This window comes from Phaeovulum molybdatiresistens, assembly GCF_023544865.1.
Lineage (GTDB): Bacteria > Pseudomonadota > Alphaproteobacteria > Rhodobacterales > Rhodobacteraceae > Pontitalea.
In genome coordinates this window covers 114,057-132,825 of sequence record NZ_JAMJFX010000008.1, presented here as the reverse complement: position 1 = coordinate 132,825, position 18,769 = coordinate 114,057, and the positions used below count along the sequence as shown (strand labels likewise).

Annotated in this window: 17 protein-coding genes; 6 read left to right on the top strand and 11 right to left on the bottom strand. The window is 65.8% G+C overall.

Annotation, left to right across the window (positions count from 1 at the left end; genetic code table 11):
- The first annotated feature begins 185 nt into the window (after positions 1 to 185).
- Positions 186 to 392 (top strand): cold-shock protein, encoded by a 207-nt coding sequence (locus MXB90_RS08065; protein WP_250043375.1) that lies wholly within the window; start codon positions 186 to 188, stop codon positions 390 to 392.
- A 100-nt stretch (positions 393 to 492) separates the two neighbouring features.
- On the opposite strand, the gene MXB90_RS08060 is transcribed toward MXB90_RS08065, so the two are convergent.
- The 4 genes from MXB90_RS08060 to proS all read right to left on the bottom strand — a co-directional run bounded on the left by MXB90_RS08060 (position 493) and on the right by proS (position 4,303).
- Entirely contained in the window at positions 493 to 816 is a 324-nt protein-coding gene (locus MXB90_RS08060) for an arsenate reductase family protein (protein ID WP_250043372.1), read from the bottom strand.
- 1 nt (position 817) lies between these two features.
- Positions 818 to 1,498: an ABC transporter ATP-binding protein gene (locus MXB90_RS08055; RefSeq protein WP_250043370.1), complete on the bottom strand. Its 681-nt coding sequence runs from the start codon at positions 1,496 to 1,498 to the stop codon at positions 818 to 820.
- Positions 1,491 to 2,783 carry an ABC transporter permease gene (locus tag MXB90_RS08050; RefSeq protein ID WP_250043367.1) on the bottom strand — a complete coding sequence of 431 codons (1,293 nt, stop codon included), beginning with the start codon at positions 2,781 to 2,783 and terminating at the stop codon, positions 1,491 to 1,493. Before MXB90_RS08050 ends, MXB90_RS08055 begins: the two co-directional genes overlap by 8 nt.
- Positions 2,784 to 2,965: 182 nt before the next feature.
- Positions 2,966 to 4,303 (bottom strand): proline--tRNA ligase, encoded by a 1,338-nt coding sequence (gene proS, locus MXB90_RS08045; RefSeq protein ID WP_250043366.1) that lies wholly within the window; start codon positions 4,301 to 4,303, stop codon positions 2,966 to 2,968.
- Positions 4,304 to 4,439: 136 nt separating this feature from the next.
- Here proS and MXB90_RS08040 point away from each other — a divergent pair, with 136 nt between their 5' ends.
- From MXB90_RS08040 to MXB90_RS08025, 4 genes are read left to right on the top strand one after another with little or no spacing between them, the layout of a single operon-like run.
- Positions 4,440 to 5,528 carry an AI-2E family transporter gene (locus MXB90_RS08040; RefSeq protein WP_250043364.1) on the top strand — a complete coding sequence of 363 codons (1,089 nt, stop codon included), beginning with the start codon at positions 4,440 to 4,442 and terminating at the stop codon, positions 5,526 to 5,528.
- A gap of 6 nt (positions 5,529 to 5,534) precedes the next feature.
- Complete coding sequence (locus MXB90_RS08035) at positions 5,535 to 6,209, top strand: P-loop NTPase family protein (RefSeq protein WP_250043363.1); 675 nt, start codon at positions 5,535 to 5,537, stop codon at positions 6,207 to 6,209.
- A gap of 54 nt (positions 6,210 to 6,263) precedes the next feature.
- Positions 6,264 to 8,429: an RNA degradosome polyphosphate kinase gene (locus MXB90_RS08030; RefSeq protein WP_250043362.1), complete on the top strand. Its 2,166-nt coding sequence runs from the start codon at positions 6,264 to 6,266 to the stop codon at positions 8,427 to 8,429.
- 51 nt (positions 8,430 to 8,480) lie between these two features.
- Entirely contained in the window at positions 8,481 to 10,034 is a 1,554-nt protein-coding gene (locus MXB90_RS08025) for a Ppx/GppA family phosphatase (RefSeq protein WP_250043361.1), read from the top strand.
- Between the two features lie 4 nt (positions 10,035 to 10,038).
- Here the strand turns inward: MXB90_RS08025 and MXB90_RS08020 are convergent, their stop codons facing one another.
- The 6 genes from MXB90_RS08020 to MXB90_RS07995 form a co-directional block, all read right to left on the bottom strand.
- The gene (locus MXB90_RS08020; RefSeq protein WP_250043360.1) at positions 10,039 to 10,401 is read right to left on the bottom strand and encodes an AAA+ family ATPase; all 363 of its coding nucleotides are present in this window, start codon (positions 10,399 to 10,401) and stop codon (positions 10,039 to 10,041) included.
- A gap of 41 nt (positions 10,402 to 10,442) precedes the next feature.
- A complete protein-coding gene (locus MXB90_RS08015; protein ID WP_250043358.1) occupies positions 10,443 to 11,456 on the bottom strand; it encodes an endonuclease/exonuclease/phosphatase family protein in 1,014 nt (337 codons plus the stop codon).
- Between the two features lie 13 nt (positions 11,457 to 11,469).
- Positions 11,470 to 12,177 carry a molecular chaperone DjiA gene (locus tag MXB90_RS08010; RefSeq protein ID WP_250043354.1) on the bottom strand — a complete coding sequence of 236 codons (708 nt, stop codon included), beginning with the start codon at positions 12,175 to 12,177 and terminating at the stop codon, positions 11,470 to 11,472.
- Between the two features lie 18 nt (positions 12,178 to 12,195).
- Positions 12,196 to 12,693, bottom strand: a complete 498-nt coding sequence (locus tag MXB90_RS08005; protein ID WP_250043352.1) for a GNAT family N-acetyltransferase — start codon at positions 12,691 to 12,693, stop codon at positions 12,196 to 12,198.
- Positions 12,694 to 12,836: 143 nt separating this feature from the next.
- Positions 12,837 to 14,969 carry a methylmalonyl-CoA mutase gene (gene scpA, locus MXB90_RS08000; protein ID WP_250043349.1) on the bottom strand — a complete coding sequence of 711 codons (2,133 nt, stop codon included), beginning with the start codon at positions 14,967 to 14,969 and terminating at the stop codon, positions 12,837 to 12,839.
- Positions 14,941 to 15,939 carry a hypothetical protein gene (locus tag MXB90_RS07995; protein ID WP_250043346.1) on the bottom strand — a complete coding sequence of 333 codons (999 nt, stop codon included), beginning with the start codon at positions 15,937 to 15,939 and terminating at the stop codon, positions 14,941 to 14,943. Before MXB90_RS07995 ends, scpA begins: the two co-directional genes overlap by 29 nt.
- A 91-nt stretch (positions 15,940 to 16,030) precedes the next feature.
- Between MXB90_RS07995 and MXB90_RS07990 the strand changes: the two genes are divergently transcribed.
- Positions 16,031 to 16,570: a DUF4174 domain-containing protein gene (locus MXB90_RS07990; protein WP_250043343.1), complete on the top strand. Its 540-nt coding sequence runs from the start codon at positions 16,031 to 16,033 to the stop codon at positions 16,568 to 16,570.
- A 106-nt stretch (positions 16,571 to 16,676) separates the two neighbouring features.
- Here the strand turns inward: MXB90_RS07990 and MXB90_RS07985 are convergent, their stop codons facing one another.
- Positions 16,677 to 18,680, bottom strand: coding sequence for an acetyl-CoA carboxylase biotin carboxylase subunit (locus MXB90_RS07985; protein ID WP_250043341.1), 2,004 nt, complete (start codon positions 18,678 to 18,680; stop codon positions 16,677 to 16,679).
- Positions 18,681 to 18,769 lie beyond the last annotated feature (89 nt).

Sequence of the window (18,769 nt, the reverse complement as noted above, 5' to 3'; positions counted from 1 at the left end):
CCCGACAGGGGGGCCGCAATGCGGCCCCTTTTTTTGTTGATTTTTGGCGCGCTTCGGGCATCCTTTCTCGCACGTGACCTGCGACTTTCCTACCGCCTCCCTATCTGGGGCAGCCGGAAGACCCGAAAGACCTGGCTGCACGGCCCGCGGCAATACCGCCCGGGATGACTTGACGGAGAGACGGAATGGCCACTGGCACCGTGAAATGGTTCAACACCACCAAAGGTTTTGGCTTCATTGCGCCCGATGACGGCGGCAAGGATGTGTTCGTGCACATCTCGGCGGTCGAACGTGCAGGGCTCAAGGGGCTGAACGACAACCAGAAGATCGCCTATGAACTCCAGTCCGGCCGCGATGGCCGCGCCTCGGCCAGCGATCTGAAGCTGCTCTGATCCCAGCCTGAAACACTGCAACGGCCCGGCATCGCGCGGGCCGTTTTCCATTTCTTCTTGGCAAAAATACTCAGTTTCCGCCACGGCCACCGGCGCGCGGTCAGATCCCCTGCGCGGCCTGTGCCGCCTTGTCCCAGCCCAGCGTCAACACCTTGCCCCGGATCACCGGCCGCTTCATCAGCGTCGGATGGGCCGCCAGCAGATCGGCCATCGGGCGCGCCCGCGCCGCCTCATCCAGGCCCCGCCAGGTGGTCGAGGCGCGGTTGATCAGCCGCTCGCCAAAGGCCTCCGTGAATTCGGCAATCTCGTCCGGGCTCAGCGGTTCGGCCCGCACATCGCGCAGGCGCACCACATGGCCCGCTGCCTCCAGCGCTTTCACCGCCTTCTTCACCGTGTCACAGGTCTTGATGCCATAGACGATCATTCTATCCCTCGCTCAGCGTGCCATTGTCCAGGCGCACCACCCGGTCCATCCGCGCGGCCAATTCCATGTTATGCGTGGCGATCAGCGCCGACAGGCCGGTTTCGCGCACCATCTCCATCAACACCCCAAACACCTGGTCCGAGGTCGCGGGGTCCAGGTTGCCCGTCGGCTCATCCGCCAGCATCAGCCGCGGGCCATTGGCCAGCGCCCGGCAAAAGGCCACGCGCTGCTGTTCCCCCCCCGACAGCGCCGAGGGCCGGTGATCCATCCGCGCGCCCAAGCCCACCCGCGTCAAAAGCGCCCGCGCGCGGTCCCGCGCCGCCGCCCTGCCGACGCCATTGGCCAGCTGCGGCAGGATGATATTCTCTTCTGCCGAAAACTCGGGCAGCAGGTGATGAAACTGATAGACAAAGCCCAGATCGCGGCGCCGCGCCTCGGTCCGGCGGCGGTCCGACAGCCCGGTCAGATCCTGCCCCGCCAGCATCACCCGCCCCGCATCGGGCGTGTCCAGCAGCCCCGCAATATGCAGCAACGTGGATTTCCCCGCCCCCGATGGCGCCACCAGCGCCACCACCTCGCCCCGCGCGATGGTCAGGTCAACCCCGCGCAGCACCGACACCGCCGTGGGCTTGCCCCGGTTATAGGCCTTCTCGATGCCCTCAAGGCGCAACACCTCATTCATAGCGCAGCGCCTCCACCGGGTTCATCCGCGCGGCCCGGCGCGCGGGAAAGATCGTCACCACGAAGGACAGCCCCAAAGACAGCGCCACCGCCCGCGCCACATCCCAGCCCTGCAGCTTCGCGGGCAGCGCATAGATGCCGCGGATCGCCGGATCCCAGGCCCCGCCCCCGTTCAGCCAATTCACGAAGGACATGATCTGGTCGATATAGATCGCCATCGCACTGCCCAGCGCCACCCCGGCCACCGTGCCGATCACCCCGGTGAACGCCCCACACAAGAAAAACACCCGCAGGATCGACCCCTCGGTCAGCCCCATCGTGCGCAAGATCCCGATGTCGCGGCCCTTGTTCTTGACCAGCATGATCAGCCCCGAGGTGATGTTCATCGCCGCGATCAGCACCAGCACCGCCAGGATCACGAACATCACGTTATCCTCGATATCCAGCGCCCGCAGAAAGCCCGACGAACTGTCGCGCCAGCTCCACAGCAGCGTCCCCGCGCCCCCCGCCGCCAAAAGCGGTCCGGCCCAGTCATCCACCCGCTCGGGATCGGTCACGAACACCTCGATCTCATCGGCCGCGCCTTCGCGGTTGAAATAGCTCTGCGCCTCGGCAAAAGGCATGTAGATCCGCGTGCGGTCAATGTCCCAGCGCCCGGCGGTAAAGATATAGACGACCTCATAGGCATTGACGCGCGGGCTGGTGCCAAAGGCCGTGCGCGCCCCGTTGGGCGAGATCACGCGCACCCGGTCCCCCAGGCTTACCCCCAGTTCGCGCGCCAGCCCCGACCCGATCGCGATACCCTCGCCAAACCGCGCCAGATCGCCATAGGCGGTTTCAGGGTTGGCCACCCGCGGGATCGTCGCCAGATCCCCGGCCGCGATGCCATAAACCTCGGCCACGTTCGACCGATCGCCCATCGTCACCATGACCTGCCCGCGCACCAGGGGCGCGGCCCGCGTCACGCCGCCAATCTCGCGGATCCGCGCGGCCCGCGCCTCATAGTCGCGCATCAGGGGCGACATCACGCCACTGCCCGCCACCACCTCTTGCGGGGCGGAATATACGGTGACATGGGCATTCGCCCCCAGGATCGTATCGACGAATTCCGCCCGGAACCCCGCCCGCACCGCCAGCGTCAGGATCAGCGCGGCCACCCCCAGGGTGATGCCGATCAGGCTGATCCAGGTCATCACGCTGACACCGCCTTCGGCGCGGCGCGCGCGCAGGTAGCGCCAGGCGATCATGAATTCAAACGCGGAAAAGGGCGCGGTGCGGCTGGCCATCAGATCTATCCCTCAAACGCGCGCAAGGTGACCGCGCCCCGAACCAAGGTCAAGGCCGGCCCGCCGCCGCCCCCTGACAATCGCGCGAGCCCTTTCATCTTGCCCCAAATACCTCGGGGGGAAGGGCAAAGCCCGAAGGGGGGCAGCGCCCCCCTGCCCGCCCGGCACCCCCGGGCGCGCGCTCAGACCCCCTCGTAGATCGCGGCCACACGGGCCACCGCAGCCTCGGGCGACATTTCCTCGGCCTCGCCGGTGCGACGGCAGGTCAGCTCGACCATGTTGTTCGCGATCCCCCGCGGCCCGACGGTGATCCGCCAGGGCAGACCGATCAGGTCCATCGTGGCGAATTTCGCGCCCGCCCGTTCGTCGCGGTCGTCGTAAAGCGGGTCCAGCCCACGGGCCTTCAGCGCGCCATAGATCGCCTCGCAGGCGCTGTCGGTGGACACGTCGCCCTGCTTCAGGTTCACGATCCCCGCGTGGAAGGGCGTCACGCCCTCGGGCCAGATGATGCCCTTGTCGTCATGGCTCGCCTCGATGATCGCGCCCAGCAGGCGCGACACGCCGATACCGTGGCTGCCCATTTCCACCGGCACGCGGCTGCCATCGGGCGTGACAACGGTGGCGCCCATCGCTTCGGAATATTTCGTGCCGAAATAGAATATCTGCCCCACCTCGATGCCCCGGCCCACGCGGCGGCGGTCCTCGGGGATCTGGTTAAAGACGGCCTCATCATGGGTTTCGTCGGTGCGGGCATAGGCGCTGGTGAATTCCGCGCAGATCTTTGCCACTTCGTCGCGGTCGTCGTAATTCACCTGCCGGTCGCCCAGCTTCAGTTCGGGCACCTTCGCGTCATAAAACACCTCGGATTCCCCGGTCGAGGCCAGCACCAGGAATTCATGCGTGTTGTCGCCCCCGATCGGCCCCGAGGCCGCGCGCATCGGGATCGCGGTCAGCCCCATGCGTTCATAGGTGCGCAGATAGCTGACCATGTGGCGGTTGTAGGCATGCAGCGCATCTTCGCGCGTCAGGTCAAAGTTGTAGCCGTCCTTCATCAGGAATTCGCGGCCCCGCATCACGCCAAAGCGCGGACGCACCTCATCGCGGAACTTCCACTGGATGTGATAAAGCGTCAGCGGCAGGTCCTTGTAGCTGTTCACATGGGACCGGAAGATGTCGGTGATCATCTCTTCATTGGTGGGCCCATACAGCATGTCGCGGTCATGGCGGTCCTTGATGCGCAGCATTTCCTGGCCGTAATCATCATAGCGGCCGGACTCGCGCCACAGATCGGCGGGCTGCAGCGTCGGCATCAGCAGCGGGATATGGCCCGCGCGCTGCTGTTCTTCATGCACGATCTGTTCGATCCGGCGCAGCACCCGATATCCCAGCGGCAACCAGGAATAGATCCCCGCCGCCTGTTGCTTGATCATGCCCGCGCGCAGCATCAGCCGGTGGCTGACGATCTGCGCCTCGGCGGGGTTTTCCTTCAGGACGGGCAGGAAGTAGCGGGACAGGCGCATCGGGACCTCTTGGGCGGAAATGGGCTGAAACTTGGCCCCGTCCTAGTCGATCGGCCGCGTTCAGGCAAGGGTGGCACCCTTGCGCAGCCGGGGGCCATACGCCAAGTATGACGCAGGCTGGGAAAGGGTTTTCATCATGGCGCTGCCGGTTCGGCAACAGGTAACCTATTGGGGCGTGGCGGCGGCGGGCCTTGGGCTTGCGCTGTGGGGTCTGGGCGATGTGATCCTGCCGTTTCTGGTGGGCGGCGCGATCGCCTATTTCATGGACCCCGTGGCCGACCGGCTGCAACGCCTGGGTCTTAGCCGGGTGGCAGCCACCACTACCATCGCGCTTCTGGCGATGCTGGGCTTCGTGATCCTGGGCCTTGCGGTAATCCCGGCGCTGGTGTCCCAGCTGGCCGACCTGGTCGCCATCGCGCCCGAGATGACGGGCCGGCTGCGCGCCTTCCTGACCGCGCAATTCCCGTCCCTGATGGAGGAAGGATCAGCCATCAACGAAACCCTGGCCGCCCTGGGTGAGGCGGTCAAGGCGCGCGGCGGCGAACTGGCGCAGACGCTGCTCAGTTCCGCGATGGGCGTGGTCAATGCGGTGATCTTCATCGTCGTGGTCCCGGTCGTGGCCTTCTACATGCTGCTGGACTGGGACCGGATGGTGGCGCGGATCGACGGATGGCTGCCGCGCGATCATGCCGACACGATCCGCCGGATCGCGCGCGATATCGACCGGGTGCTGTCGGGCTTTGTGCGCGGGCAGATCTCTGTCTGTCTGATCCTGGGGACATTCTATGCCGTGGCGCTGATGGCGGCGGGGCTAAATTTCGGCCTGGTCGTCGGCGCGATCGCGGGGGCGGTGACCTTCATTCCCTATGTCGGGGCGCTGTTCGGCGGCGCGCTGGCGATCGGGCTGGCGTTGTTTCAGTTCTGGGGCGACTGGCTGTCTATCGGCATCATCGCGGCGATCTTTGGTGTGGGCCAGTTCCTGGAAGGCAACATCGTCACGCCGAAACTGGTGGGCAGCTCGGTCGGGCTGCATCCGCTGTGGCTGATCTTTGCGCTGTCGGCCTTTGGCACGCTGTTCGGCTTTGTCGGCATGCTGGTGGCGGTGCCGGTGGCGGCGGTGATTGGGGTGGTGACGCGCTTTGTGCTGGATCAATATCTTGCGGGGCGGCTTTACAAGGGGCTGAGCGCGCTGCAAGAAACGCCACCTGACAGCAAAGCCGATTGAACGCCCGTGGAACGCCAGCTGATCCTTGACTTGCCCTGCCGCAGCGCGCAGGGGCGCGATGATTTCTTCGTCGCGCCCGCCAATGCGCTGGCGCTGGCGACGCTGGACCGCCCCGACACCTGGCCGCAGCGCAAGATGCTGCTGATCGGCCCCGAGGGCGCGGGCAAAAGCCATCTGGCGCAGATCTGGGCCGATGAACACGGCGCCGCCGTGATCGCGGGGCGCGCGCTGACCATCGCCGCCGCACCCGCGCTGGTGGCCGCGCGCGCCGTGGTAGTCGAGGATGCCGAAACCATCGGCGGCCACCCCGAGGCAGAAGCCGCGCTGTTTCACCTGCACAACCTGGCCCAGGCCGAGGGCGCGGATCTGCTGATTTCCGCCCGCACCCCGCCGCGCGACTGGGGCCTGGCGCTGCCCGATCTGAAAAGCCGGATGCAGGCCACCGCCAGCGTGCGAATCGAACCGCCAGATGAGGCGCTTCTGGCGGCCGTTCTGGTCAAGCTGTTCGCCGACCGCCAGCTGATGGTGGCGCCCGCGCTGATCCCGTGGCTGGTGCTGCGCATGGATCGATCACTGGCCACCGCCCGGCGGGTCGTGGCGGCGCTGGATGCGCGCGCGCTGGCCAAGGGCACCGCGATCACGCGCCAACTGGCCGCCGAGGTGCTGGACAGTCTGGGCTGACGGGCGCAGTATGACTGTCGCAAAATCCTTACAGATCGACAGCATAAGCGCATCATGACACAGGCAGATTTCCTCAAGACCCCCTTCCCCGACCCGGTCGAGATGCCGCCCGAGGTGATCGCCGGGCCGGCTCGGTTCTTCAACCGCGAGCTGAGCTGGCTGGCCTTCAACTGGCGCGTTCTGGAAGAGGCGACGAACCCCCGTGTGCCGCTGCTGGAACGGCTGCGCTTTTTGTCGATTTCCGCCACCAATCTGGATGAATTCTATACCGTCCGGGTGGCCGGCCTGCGCGAACTGGTGCGCGAAGGCAATGCCAACACCTCGGACGACGGGCTGACGCCATCCGAACAGCTGGTGCTGATCAATTCCGACGCGCGCCGCCTGCTGGAAAAGCAGCAGACCACCTGGAACCGCCTGCACCGCGAGATGGAGGGGGCGGGCATCCATCTGCTGACCCGCGCCAAGCTGACCCGCCGCGATGAGGTCTTTCTGGCCGATCACTTCCTGAACAAGGTGTTCCCGGTGCTGTCGCCGCTGGCGATCGACCCGGCGCACCCCTTCCCCTTCATCCCCAACACCGGCTTTTGCCTGGCGCTGGAACTGGAACGGCGCACCGACAAGCGCCGCTTGCAGGCGCTGTTGCCGATCCCGCAGCAGATCGACCGCTTCATCCGCCTGCCGGGCGAGGCGCGGTTCCTGCCGCTGGAAGAATTGCTGCTGCTGCATCTGGGCTCGCTGTTCCCGGGGTATAGCGACACCGGCCATTGCGCCTTCCGCGTGCTGCGCGACAGCGACCTGGAGGTCGAGGATGAGGCCGAGGATCTGGTCCGCGAATTCGAAACCGCGCTGAAGCGGCGCCGCCGCGGCCAGGTGATCCGGCTGAAGATCACGGCAGGCGCGCCCGAAACGCTGCGCTCGCTGATCATGGAGGAATTGCACGTCAGCCCCGATGAGGTGGTCGAAGTGCGCGGCCTGCTGGGCATGGCCGATCTGAAGGATCTGGTGCTGTCGTCCCGCCCCGATCTGCTGTGGCCGGCCTTCGCCCCGCGTGTGCCCGAACGGGTGCAGGACCATGACGGCGACATGTTCGCCGCGATCCGGCAAAAGGACATGCTGCTGCACCACCCCTATGAAACCTTCGACATGGTGATCCGCTTCCTGAACCAGGCGGCGGCGGACCCCAATGTGCTGGCGATCAAGCAGACGCTGTATCGCACCTCGAAGGACAGCCCCATCGTCGATGCCCTGTGCGAGGCGGCCGAGGCGGGCAAATCCGTCACCGCGCTGGTCGAACTGAAGGCCCGCTTTGACGAGGCCGCCAATATCCGCCAGTCGCGGCGGCTGGAACGGGCGGGCGCGCATGTCGTCTATGGCTTCATGAATCTGAAAACGCATGCCAAGATTTCCACCGTGGTGCGGCGCGAAGGCGACCAGCTGGTCACCTATACCCATTACGGCACCGGCAACTATCACCCGATCACCGCGCGCATCTATACCGATCTGAGCTTTTTCACCTGCGATGCGGCGCTGGGGCGCGATGCGACCAAGGTGTTCAATTACCTGTCGGGCTATGTTCAGCCCGAGGGGCTGGAAAATCTGGCGATCAGCCCGATCACGTTGAAGCCCCGTCTGCTGGAGTTGATCGCGCGCGAGGCGGAACATGCCCGCACCGGCCGCCCGGCCGAGATCTGGGCCAAGATGAACAGCCTGATCGACCCCGAGGTGATCGACGCGCTTTATGCCGCCTCCAACGCGGGCGTGAAGATCAGCCTTGTGGTGCGCGGCATCTGCGGCGTGCGGCCGGGCATCAAGGGGCTGTCGGAAAACATCCGCGTCAAGTCGATCGTCGGACGATTCCTGGAACATTCCCGCATCGTCTGTTTCGGCAATGGCCACGGCCTGCCGTCGAAAAAGGCGCGGGTGTTCTTTTCCTCGGCCGACTGGATGGGGCGTAACCTGAACCGCCGGGTCGAAACCCTGGTCGAGGCGCAGAATGACACCGTCAAGGCCCAGATCGTCAGCCAGATCATGGCCGCCAACATGGCCGATGAGGCACAAAGCTGGATCCTGCAGCCTGATGGCAAATTCGTCCGCCCCCTGCCCGAGGGGCGTGAGGATTTGTTCAGCTGCCATCGCTTCTTCATGGAAAACCCCTCGCTGTCGGGGCGGGGGTCGGCGGGGGCGAAAGACGTTCCCAAGCTTGCCCACAGCATGGACTAACGGTTAGGTTCGCGCCGCGCCGCAGCGGCGACTCGCAACCGGGGTGGAACGATGGACGGATGGACCGATACCGAAGGCGACGACTTCGACCCCTTCGGCAAACCGCTGTTCGACGACCCATCGGCCCGCGCGCTGGAACGCGTGGGCGTGGTCGACGTGGGATCGAACTCGGTCCGGATGGTGGTCTTTGACGGCGCGGCGCGCAGTCCAGCCTATTTCTACAACGAAAAGGTCATGGCGGGGTTGGGCCAGGGGCTGGCCGAGACCGGCCGGCTGAACCCGCGCGGGCGCGAACGCGCGCTTGCGGCAATGAAACGCTTTTCGCTTCTGGCGTGCGGCATGGGCATCGACCTGGCCTGCGTCGCCACCGCCGCCGTGCGCGATGCCGCCGACGGCCCCGAATTCCGCAAGCTGGCGGAAAAGGAAACCGGGCTGCGGCTACATGTGATCGACGGCCCCGAAGAGGCGCGCCTGTCGGCCCAGGGTGTGCTGCTCGGCTGGCCCGATGCCGAGGGGCTGGTCTGCGACATCGGCGGCAACTCGATGGAACTGGCCGAGGTGCGCGGCGGGCGCGTGGGGCGGCGGATCACCTCACAGTTGGGGCCGTTCCGGCTTCAGCAGATCAAGGGCGGCCGCAAAGAGGTGATCGCCCATATCGGCGCGGTCATGGCCGATCTGGCCGACCGGATGGGCCGCGATCATGACCGGATCTATCTGGTCGGCGGGTCGTGGCGGGCGATCGCGCGGCTGGACATGGAACGGCGCGACTATCCGCTGCTGGTGCTGCACGAATACCGGATGGACCCCGACAGCATCGCCCGCACGGTGGACTGGATCGAAAAGAACGACATGGCGGCCCTGCGCGCGCGCACCGGCACCTCGGCCGCGCGGATGGACCTGGTGCCGCTGGCCAGCCTGGTGCTGCGCGCCCTGGTCGAGGAATTCGCGCCAAAGGAAATCGACGTGTCGTCCTATGGCATCCGCGAAGGACTGCTGTATGAACAGATGCCCGAAAAACTGCGCCGGCGCGATCCGCTGATCGAGGCCTGCCGCCATGCCGAACGCACGATGGCGCGGATGCCCGGCTTCGGCAAGAAGCTGTACGCCTTTATCCAGCCGCTGTTCAAGGACGCCCCGCCCGACCGGGTCCGGCTGATCAAGGCGGCCTGCCTGCTGCATGACACGACCTGGCGCACCCATCCCGATTACCGGGCCGAGGCCTGTTTCGACAATGTGACCCGCGCCAACATGGCCGCGCTGTCGCATGCCGAACGGGTGTTTCTGGGGCTTGCGCTGCTGCACCGCTACAAGAATTCGCGCGCGGGGTCGCGGATGGAACGGGTGTTCACCCTGCTGCCCCCCGATCAGCAGCAACAGGCCGAGGTTCTGGGCAAGGCGATGCGTTTTGGCGCGATGTTCGCCATCAGCTCGCCCCAGGATGCGGGCGCGCTGAAATTCCATGCCAAGCGGCAGGTGCTGGAACTGCAGCTGACGAAACAGGGCGCCGGCCTGTTCGGTGAGGTGGCCGAGGCGCGGCTGCAATCGCTGGCCAATGCGATGAAGGCCGAGGCCGCCGTGATCCGCCCGGGCGCGCCCGGGGCGTAAGACTTCAGATCTCGATCTCGGGATTGGCCCCATCTGCGGGCGGCGCGGGCGCATCGGGCTTGCGCCGGATGATGATGTCGCCATTGGGTAGCCGTTCGGGCACCTGATAATGCTGCAGATCGTCGATCAGGCGCATCATTTCGGCCAGAAGCGGCCCAAGTTCCGCCCCCGCATCTTCCAGACTGCGCTGCATGTCTTCCAGCGCGGGGCCAATTTCGCCCATCAAGCCGCGCAGCAACAGCTTTGCCCCCTCTTCCAGCAGGCTGAAGCCTTCCTCAACCTCGCTTTCGGGCGCGGGATCGGGGGTCTGCGCCCCCGCGGGGGCCACGGCCAGCGCCACGGCAAGGATCATCGCAAGATGTTTCATGGTGCAAATATAACCTTTCCGCCGCGGTTTTTCAGGGGGGATCAAAGCGCTACATCCACACTGACCGGAAAATGATCCGACGCCTGCAACAGCGCCTCGCGCAGTTCGGGCGTGGCATAACAGACCGGGTCATCGAACGGATGCCAGATCCGCCAGCGCGGATTGGCCGCGCACAGATCGGGCGACAGCATCACGAAATCCAGCATGGCCGAGAAATACTGCCCCTCTTCGGCCAGATAGAACCGGGCCGAGGCGGGCGCGGCGGCACTGCCATGGGCCATGTGAATGCGCGCATGCGGATCGCGCAGGCGCAGATCGGGCGGCGCATCCTCACCCAGGACGATCTCGACCCCGGACCGGCCGAACAGCTTTTCATATTCATCAAGGCCCGGACCGTCGTTGAAATCGCCCAGAACGATCAGGCTTTCCTGCGCTGCCAAATGCTCTTCGACCCGCGCCCGCAGCCAGATGCATTGCGCCAGCTGCGTGCGCCGGTTGTCGATCGCGATGCGGATCGCGGCTTCGGGCGTGGTGGCGCCATGCGGGGCCTTGGATTTCACATGCACCCCGATCAGCCGCAGCTGCCGCCCGCCCGCGGTTTCCAGCGCCACCTCCAGCGGCGGCTTGGAAAACACCACGGTATCCAGCTTGGCATCGATGTCCAGATCGATCCGATAGCTTTGGTCAAAGCGCGGGCTGTCCTCGCCGCCGCCGCGCGGATCATGGCTGGCGATCAGCACATCGGGGTCATACATCAGCGCGATTTCCTGCTGCGTATCGTTGGAAAAGCCCAAAAGCGCGCGGCGCTGGCGCAGGCCGAATTTCTGCGCAAAGGCCTCCAGCATGGTCACGGTCTGGCGCCGGCGGTTGTTGTCGGGCGCCTCGATCACCATCACCGCATCGGCATCCAGCGCGGTGAACACGATCCCCAGCGCCCCCAACTGCTGCGCCCGGGTCACCTGATAGCGCGACGAGGGCGCATCATCATCCAGCATCTCGCCATTGCGGTCGAACAGGTTGGAAAACCATTCGATATTATAGGTGGCGATGCGCATCGCGGCCCCTCCCTCAGGCAGCCTTGTTCCGGCTGATCTCCTCCCAGGCGCGGTTCAGCGCGATCACCCGCGATTCGGCCAGCTTCACCGCCTCTTCGGGCAGGCCCCGGGCGATGGCGCGGTCGGGATGGGCCTCGCGCACCAAGCGGCGCCAGGCGGCGCGCGCCTCCTCCAGCGGGGTGCCCGGCGCAACTTCCAGCACTGTCCAGGGGTCAGGCGCGGCATCGGGCACGAAAGAGGCGCGCAGCGACAGGAAACAACACTCCTCCAGCCCAAAGATTCGCGCCACTTCGCGCAGGAATGCATCCTCGGCATCGTGATAATCCCCATCCGCCACGGCGATGAAGAACAACCCCTCCAGCAGGTCCATCAGCGCCGGCGTGCCGGTGCCGAACATCGCCGCGATCTTGCGGGCATAGGCGTCGAACCCCGCCACATCGGTGCGCGCCAGGTTGAAGACGCGCGCGGCATTGGCCTCTTCGCCGGGCGGGATCTGGAACACCTCGCGAAAGGCCGCGACCTCATTGCGGGTCACCCGGCCATCGGCCTTGGCCATCTTTGCCCCCAGCGCGATCACCGCGATGGTAAAGGCAACGCTGCGTTCGGGGCTGCGTTCGGGCGCGCCGCGCAGATGGTCGAACACGGCTGAAAGCCCCTCGCCCCGGCTCAGGGCGGCCAAGGCCTGCGATACGCGGGTCCAAAGGGAAAGCGGCTTGTCCATGCACCCGACCTTAACGGGTCACAGCACCTTTTGCATCAACACAAGATCAAGCCAGCGCGCAAATTTCCGCCCGACCTGCGGCATCCGCCCGGTTTTGACATAGCCAAGGGCCGCGTGAAAAGCGATCCCCGCGCGGTTCTCGGCCGACACGCCGGCCACCATCACATGCGCCCCGCCGTGGCGGGCATGATCCTCCAGCGCGGCCATCAGCGTCCGCCCGATCCCGCGCCCGCGCGCCGCAGGCGCCAGAATGATCGTATGTTCCATCGCATGGGCATAGCCATTGCCAGCGCGGAACTGACCGTAAAGCGCCACACCCAGGACCGCCCCGTCCTGCGCGGCCACAAGAACCCCGCGCCCCTCGGCCCTGCGCTGGGCAAACAGCGCCGCCAACCCCGGCACGGTCTTTTCCTCGGAGGAAAAGGTGATCGCCGTCTCGCGGATCACCGGATTCCAGAACTCCACGATCGGCCCGATGTCATCTGCACAGGCCGGTCGGATCGTCACGCGCTCCATGCTACCCCCTGCTGCTGTCCAGACAGCTTGCGCAAGCCGCGACCGCCGCGCAAGACCAAAGCAAAGGGGCAGGAAAACCCCCTGCCCCTTCGGCTTTGCAGAAATATCCCGGGGGTCCGGGGGCAGCGCCCCCGGCTTCCCGGTCAGGCCCCGCGCGCCGCGCGGATAAGGTCAAGAATTTCGCGCGCCGCAGCCGGGATATTGGTCCCCGGCCCGAAGATCGCCTTGACCCCGGCGGCCTTCAGGAAGTCATAGTCCTGCTGCGGGATCACCCCACCACAGATCACCAGAATATCGCCCGCGCCCTTTTCCTTCAGCGCCTCGATCAGCTTTGGCGCCAAGGTCTTGTGGCCCGCCGCTTGGGATGAGATGCCAACGACATGCACGTCATTGTCCACCGCATCCTGCGCGGCCTCTTCAGGCGTCTGGAACAATGGCCCCACATCGACATCAAAGCCGATGTCGGCAAAGGCGGTCGCGATCACCTTGGCGCCGCGGTCGTGGCCGTCCTGGCCCATCTTGACCACCAGCATCCGCGGCCGGCGACCCTCTTCCTCGGCAAAGACCTCGACATCCTTCTGGATCTGGGCAAAGCCCTGGTCGCCTTCGTAAGCCGCGCCATAGACCCCGGCCAGCGTCTTGACCTCGGCCCGGTGACGGCCGAACACCTTTTCCATCGCCATGCTGATTTCCCCCACGCTTGCCCGGGCCCGCGCGGCCACCACGGCCGCTTCCAGAAGGTTGCCGCCCTCGGCGGCGCGGCGGGTGATCTCGGCCAAGGCGGCCTGACAGGCAGCCTCGTCGCGCGATGCGCGCATGGTGTTCAGCCGGGCGATCTGCCCCTCACGCACCTTGACGTTGTCGATGTCGAGGATGTCGATCGGGTCTTCCTTGGCCAGGCGATACTTGTTCACGCCCACGATCACCTCTTCGCCGCGGTCGATCATCGCCTGGCGCCGCGCGGCCGATTCCTCGATGCGCAGCTTGGGCATGCCGCTGGCCACCGCCTTGGTCATGCCGCCCATCGCCTCGACCTCTTCGATCAGCGCCCAGGCCTTTTCGGCCAGCTCATGCGTCAGGCTTTCGACGTAGTAGGACCCCGCCAGCGGATCGACGACCTTGGTAACGCCGGTTTCTTCCTGCAAGATCAGCTGGGTGTTGCGCGCAATCCGGGCGCTGAATTCGGTGGGTAGCGCGATCGCCTCATCCAGCGCGTTGGTATGCAGCGACTGCGTGCCCCCCAGCGCCGCCGCCAGCGCCTCATAGGCGGTGCGGACGACGTTGTTATAGGGGTCCTGTTCCTGCAACGACACGCCCGAGGTCTGGCAATGCGTGCGCAGCATCAGGCTGCCCGGCTTCTTCGGGTTGAATTCCGACATGATCCGGTGCCACAGCAGGCGCGCGGCGCGCAGCTTGGCGGCCTCCATGAAGAAATTCATGCCGATGGCGAAGAAGAACGACAACCGGCCCGCGAAGGCATCGACATCCATCCCCCGCGCGATCGCGGCGCGCACATATTCGCGCCCGTCGGCCAGGGTGAAGGCCAGTTCCTGCACCAGGTTCGCGCCCGCTTCCTGCATGTGATAGCCGGAAATCGAGATGCTGTTGAACTTGGGCATCTCATTGCTGGTGTATTCGATGATGTCCGCGATGATCCGCATCGAGGGTTCGGGCGGGTAGATATAGGTGTTGCGCACCATGAATTCTTTCAGGATGTCGTTCTGGATCGTGCCCGACAGAAGGCTGCGATCGACACCCTGTTCTTCGCCCGTCACGATGAAATTGGCCAGGATCGGGATCACCGCGCCGTTCATCGTCATCGAGACCGAGACCTTTTCCAGCGGGATGCCGTCGAACAGGATCTTCATGTCCTCGACCGAAGCGATCGCGACGCCCGCCTTGCCGACATCGCCGACGACGCGGTCATGGTCGCTGTCATAGCCGCGGTGGGTGGCCAGGTCGAAGGCCACCGACACGCCCTGCTGCCCCGCGGCCAGCGCCTTGCGGTAAAAGGCGTTCGATTCCTCGGCGGTGGAAAAGCCCGCATATTGCCGGATCGTCCAGGGCCGGCCGGCATACATCGTGGCACGCACCCCGCGGGTGAAAGGCGCCGTCCCCGGCAGGCTGCCCATATGCGGCAGGCCCGCCACGTCATCCTCGGTATAAAGCGGCTTGACGGCGATGCCTTCCAGCGTCTGCCAGGTCAGATCGTCCAGCGGCCTGTCGCGCAGTTCCTTCTGCGCAAGCTTAGCCCAGTCCTCTTTTCTGTTCGTCATGGGATGGTCCTTCTTCCTCTGCCGCCGTGCCCGCCTGTGTCCCCGGGCTTTCGGCAACCGTTTCGGTATATATCACGCCCGCCACGCCAGCGCGCAGCCAGGCCAGATCCTGTTCATAGCGGGCGCGCAGCGCGGCCCGCTGGGCGGGGGCAAAGGGCACCGGCGCGCCCGCATCCGCCACGCCGCCCCCCGGCAGCGCCCGCAGCCGGGCATTGCGGGCCCGCCGCTCCTCATAAAGGCCCGGGGGCAGGGCCGCGCCCCCGGTCAGCAGGCGCAGCTGCGCGCCGTGGCGGCCCACCAGCGCCTCAAAGGGCCAGACGATGCGGCGCGCGTCGGGAAATGCCTCGGCCAGGGTGGCGATGATGCGCTGCCAGCCACGCGGATGGCCCGCAAGGCGGTGCAGAACGTCCGTCTGCGCCACGCCCGGCCCGGCCGCCGTGGCCAGGACCGAGGCCCACCAGTCATCATAGCTGCGCAGCGCCAGCCCCACCCCGGTCACCGCGCCATCGAAGGCCGCCGCGATCCGGTCCAGCCGCGCGCGCGCATCGGGATAGATCGTCGCATGGTCCAGGCAGATCGGCATGGTGCCGATCATGTTTTCCTCGGACACGATCAGCTGGCGGATGCCCGCCCCGGCCAGCCGGTCCAGTTCATCGCGGATGCGCGCGGCCGACCGCTGCGCCAGCATATCATCGGCCAGGGTCACGGCATCGGGCCGCTTCATCAGCCCCGCGAACAGCCCGCCGCGGGTCCGGTCCGGGCCCCAGACCGCAATGCCCGCGCCTTCCAGCGCATCGGCATTCTGCAAAAGCCAGCTTTGCAGCGATGTGGTGCCGGTGCGATGCGCGCCCACATGCAAGATCACCTCGACCGGGCCCGCCATTCCTGCCTCCATCGCCGCTGCCGCGCCGGGGCGCGCACGCAGCGCCGCCCCGATCTGGCGCCAGTCTGCACGACAAGCTCTGGCCAAGGGCTTAATGGTCGGATTTTCTGAAAATGCCGGGCTTCCGGCTTTGCCCTGCGCGCCTCGCATCCCTATATGAACAGCAAAGGAGGATCTGATGGTGCAAATCCCGATGCTGGCGCTTGCCCTTGTTCTGGCAGGATTTTCGGCCCTTGCGGCCAGCGCGCAGGATGCCACTGTGCCACCCCCGGACCCCTTGACCCCGGCCGACCAGGCGGCACCGGACCCGATGGTGTTTGCGCCCATTGCCGCGCAAGACACCGATTTAAGCGAATTTGTCTGGAAAAAACGCCCCATCGTCGTCTTTGCCGATACGCCCGAAGACCCCGCCTTCATCGAACAGATGCGGCTTCTGGCGGCGCGCTGGCCCGAACTGGCGGCGCGCGATGTGGTGGTGATCACCGACACCACGCCCGCGCCGCTCAGCCCGGTGCGCCGGGCGCTGCGGCCGCGCGGCTTTGCGCTGGTCATCGTGGAAAAGGACGGCTCGGTCGCGCTGCGCAAGCCCCTGCCCTGGGACGGGCGCGAGATCATGCGCGCGATCGACAAGATGCCGATCCGGCGCGAGGAAATCCGCAACCAGTCGCTGGGGCTGGCGCCCCCCGCCCCCGAAACCGGGACCACCACCGGGGGCTGACCCCGGCGGCAGTTTTGCGCCGCAAGCGCGGCACATCCATTCGTTTGCGCCGCAAGCGCGGCGCGGGCCATCCGGCCCGGGCAGCGATCCTGCGGCGCAAGCGTGATCATTCGAATTCCATGATCACGTCATCAACCTTGAGGCTGGCGCCCGCGGCCGCGTTGATCTTCTTGACGATGCCCTTGCGTTCGGCGCGCAGGATGTTTTCCATCTTCATCGCCTCGACGGTCGCCAGCGCCTGACCTTCCTGCACCTCTTGCCCCTCTTCGACGCTGATCTTCACGACCAGCCCCGGCATCGGGCAAAGCAGGAATTTCGACGTGTCCGGCGGCAGCTTTTCGGGCATCAGCCGGGCCAGTTCCGCCTGGCGCGGGGTGCGCACATGCACCTTCAGATCCGCCCCACGGCAGCGCACACGAAAGCCCATCGGGATCTTGCCAACCTTCAGCACCAGCCGCTCGCCGTCGATTTCCAGCGCCGCCAGCGGCTGGCCGGGCACCCAGTCCGAGGTGACGCGGTGCTTGCCGCCCCCCGCGAAATGGATCGTCGATCCGTCGCGGTCGGCCTCGATCTTCACCGCATATTCATGGCCTTGCAGCGCAACCACCCAATCTTCGCCAACATGGCGTTCGTGATTGCCCAGCCGGCCCGAAATCCGGGTGCGCCGGATTTCGGCGACACGGTTCATCGCGGCGGTAGCGGCGGCGATGCGGCGCAGCAATTCTTCGTCCAGAACGTTGCCCTGGAAGCCTTCGGGATATTCCTCGGCGATGAAGGCGGTGGTGATGTTGCCGGTGATGAAGCGCGGATGTTCCATCACGGCGGCGACAAAGGGCAGGTTGTGGCCGATGCCCTCCACCTCGAATGTGTCCAGCGCCAGGCGCATTTCCTCGATCGCCTCGGCACGGGTCGGCGCCCAGGTGCACAGCTTGGCGATCATCGGGTCGTAATACATGCTGATCTCGCCGCCCTCATAGACGCCGGTATCGTTGCGCACGATGCCACCGCCCTTGGTGGGGCCTTCGACCGGCGGGCGATAGCGCGTCAGCCGCCCGATCGAGGGCAGGAAGTTGCGATAGGGATCCTCAGCATACAGACGGCTTTCCATCGCCCAGCCGTTGATCTTCAGATCGGCCTGCGCGAAGGGCAGCTTTTCGCCCGCGGCCACGCGGATCATCTGTTCCACCAGGTCGATGCCGGTGATCAGTTCGGTGACCGGGTGTTCCACCTGCAGGCGGGTGTTCATTTCCAGGAAGTAAAAGTTCTTTTGTCCATCGACGATGAATTCCACCGTCCCGGCGCTGGTATAGCCCACCGCGCGGGCCAGCGCGCAGGCCTGTTCGCCCATCGCCTTGCGGGTCGCCTCATCGAGGAAGGGGCTGGGCGCCTCTTCGATGACCTTCTGGTTACGGCGCTGGATCGAACATTCGCGTTCGTGCAGATAGACGGTGTTGCCGTGCTTGTCGGCCAGCACCTGAATTTCGATGTGGCGCGGTTGCGTCACGAATTTCTCGATGAAGATGCGGTCATCGCCAAAGCTGTTGGCGGCCTCGTTCTTGCTGGATTCAAAGCCTTCGCGCGCCTCCTCGGCGTTCCAGGCGATCCGCATACCCTTGCCGCCGCCGCCAGCAGACGCCTTGATCATCACCGGATAGCCGATCTGATCGGAAATCTTCACCGCCTCATCGGCGTCCGCGATCAGGCCCATGTAACCCGGAACGGTGTTCACGCCCGCTTCCTGCGCCAGTTTCTTCGAGGTGATCTTGTCGCCCATCGCCTCGATCGCCGGGCTGGGCGGGCCGATGAAGACGACGCCTTCCTTTTCCAGGGCTGCGGCGAAGTTCATGTTTTCCGACAGGAAACCATAGCCGGGGTGAACCGCCTCGGCCCCGGTCTGGCGGATCGCGTCCAGGATCTTGTCGATCACGATATAGGACTGGTTGGCGGGCGCGGGGCCGATATGCACCGCCTCATCGGCCATCTGCACATGCAGCGCATGGGCATCGGCGTCGGAATAGACGGCAACCGTTTGAATGCCCATCTTGCGCGCGGTCTTGATGACGCGGCAGGCGATCTCGCCCCGGTTGGCGATCAGGATTTTCTTGAACATGTCAGTCCCTTCCCATCGGGCGGGGAGTGCCCCGCCCGCCCTTCGTGTTGGCAGTCGTGTCTGTGACCGTTGCGGTGAAAATGAAAACG

Excerpts from the sequence above, each read along its gene's own strand:
- MXB90_RS08040 (WP_250043364.1), top strand. The coding sequence starts at position 4,440 with ATGGCGCTGCCGGTTCGGCAACAGGTAACCTATTGGGGCGTGGCGGCG.
- MXB90_RS07990 (WP_250043343.1), top strand. The coding sequence starts at position 16,031 with ATGGTGCAAATCCCGATGCTGGCGCTTGCCCTTGTTCTGGCAGGATTT.
- MXB90_RS08010 (WP_250043354.1), bottom strand. The coding sequence starts at position 12,177 with ATGGACAAGCCGCTTTCCCTTTGGACCCGCGTATCGCAGGCCTTGGCC.
- MXB90_RS08060 (WP_250043372.1), bottom strand. The coding sequence starts at position 816 with ATGATCGTCTATGGCATCAAGACCTGTGACACGGTGAAGAAGGCGGTG.
- MXB90_RS07985 (WP_250043341.1), bottom strand. The coding sequence starts at position 18,680 with ATGTTCAAGAAAATCCTGATCGCCAACCGGGGCGAGATCGCCTGCCGC.
- MXB90_RS08005 (WP_250043352.1), bottom strand. The coding sequence starts at position 12,693 with ATGGAGCGCGTGACGATCCGACCGGCCTGTGCAGATGACATCGGGCCG.
- MXB90_RS08065 (WP_250043375.1), top strand. The coding sequence starts at position 186 with ATGGCCACTGGCACCGTGAAATGGTTCAACACCACCAAAGGTTTTGGC.
- MXB90_RS08025 (WP_250043361.1), top strand. The coding sequence starts at position 8,481 with ATGGACGGATGGACCGATACCGAAGGCGACGACTTCGACCCCTTCGGC.
- proS (WP_250043366.1), bottom strand. The coding sequence starts at position 4,303 with ATGCGCCTGTCCCGCTACTTCCTGCCCGTCCTGAAGGAAAACCCCGCC.
- MXB90_RS08020 (WP_250043360.1), bottom strand. The coding sequence starts at position 10,401 with ATGAAACATCTTGCGATGATCCTTGCCGTGGCGCTGGCCGTGGCCCCC.
- MXB90_RS08030 (WP_250043362.1), top strand. The coding sequence starts at position 6,264 with ATGACACAGGCAGATTTCCTCAAGACCCCCTTCCCCGACCCGGTCGAG.
- scpA (WP_250043349.1), bottom strand. The coding sequence starts at position 14,969 with ATGACGAACAGAAAAGAGGACTGGGCTAAGCTTGCGCAGAAGGAACTG.
- MXB90_RS08055 (WP_250043370.1), bottom strand. The coding sequence starts at position 1,498 with ATGAATGAGGTGTTGCGCCTTGAGGGCATCGAGAAGGCCTATAACCGG.
- MXB90_RS08050 (WP_250043367.1), bottom strand. The coding sequence starts at position 2,783 with ATGGCCAGCCGCACCGCGCCCTTTTCCGCGTTTGAATTCATGATCGCC.
- MXB90_RS08015 (WP_250043358.1), bottom strand. The coding sequence starts at position 11,456 with ATGCGCATCGCCACCTATAATATCGAATGGTTTTCCAACCTGTTCGAC.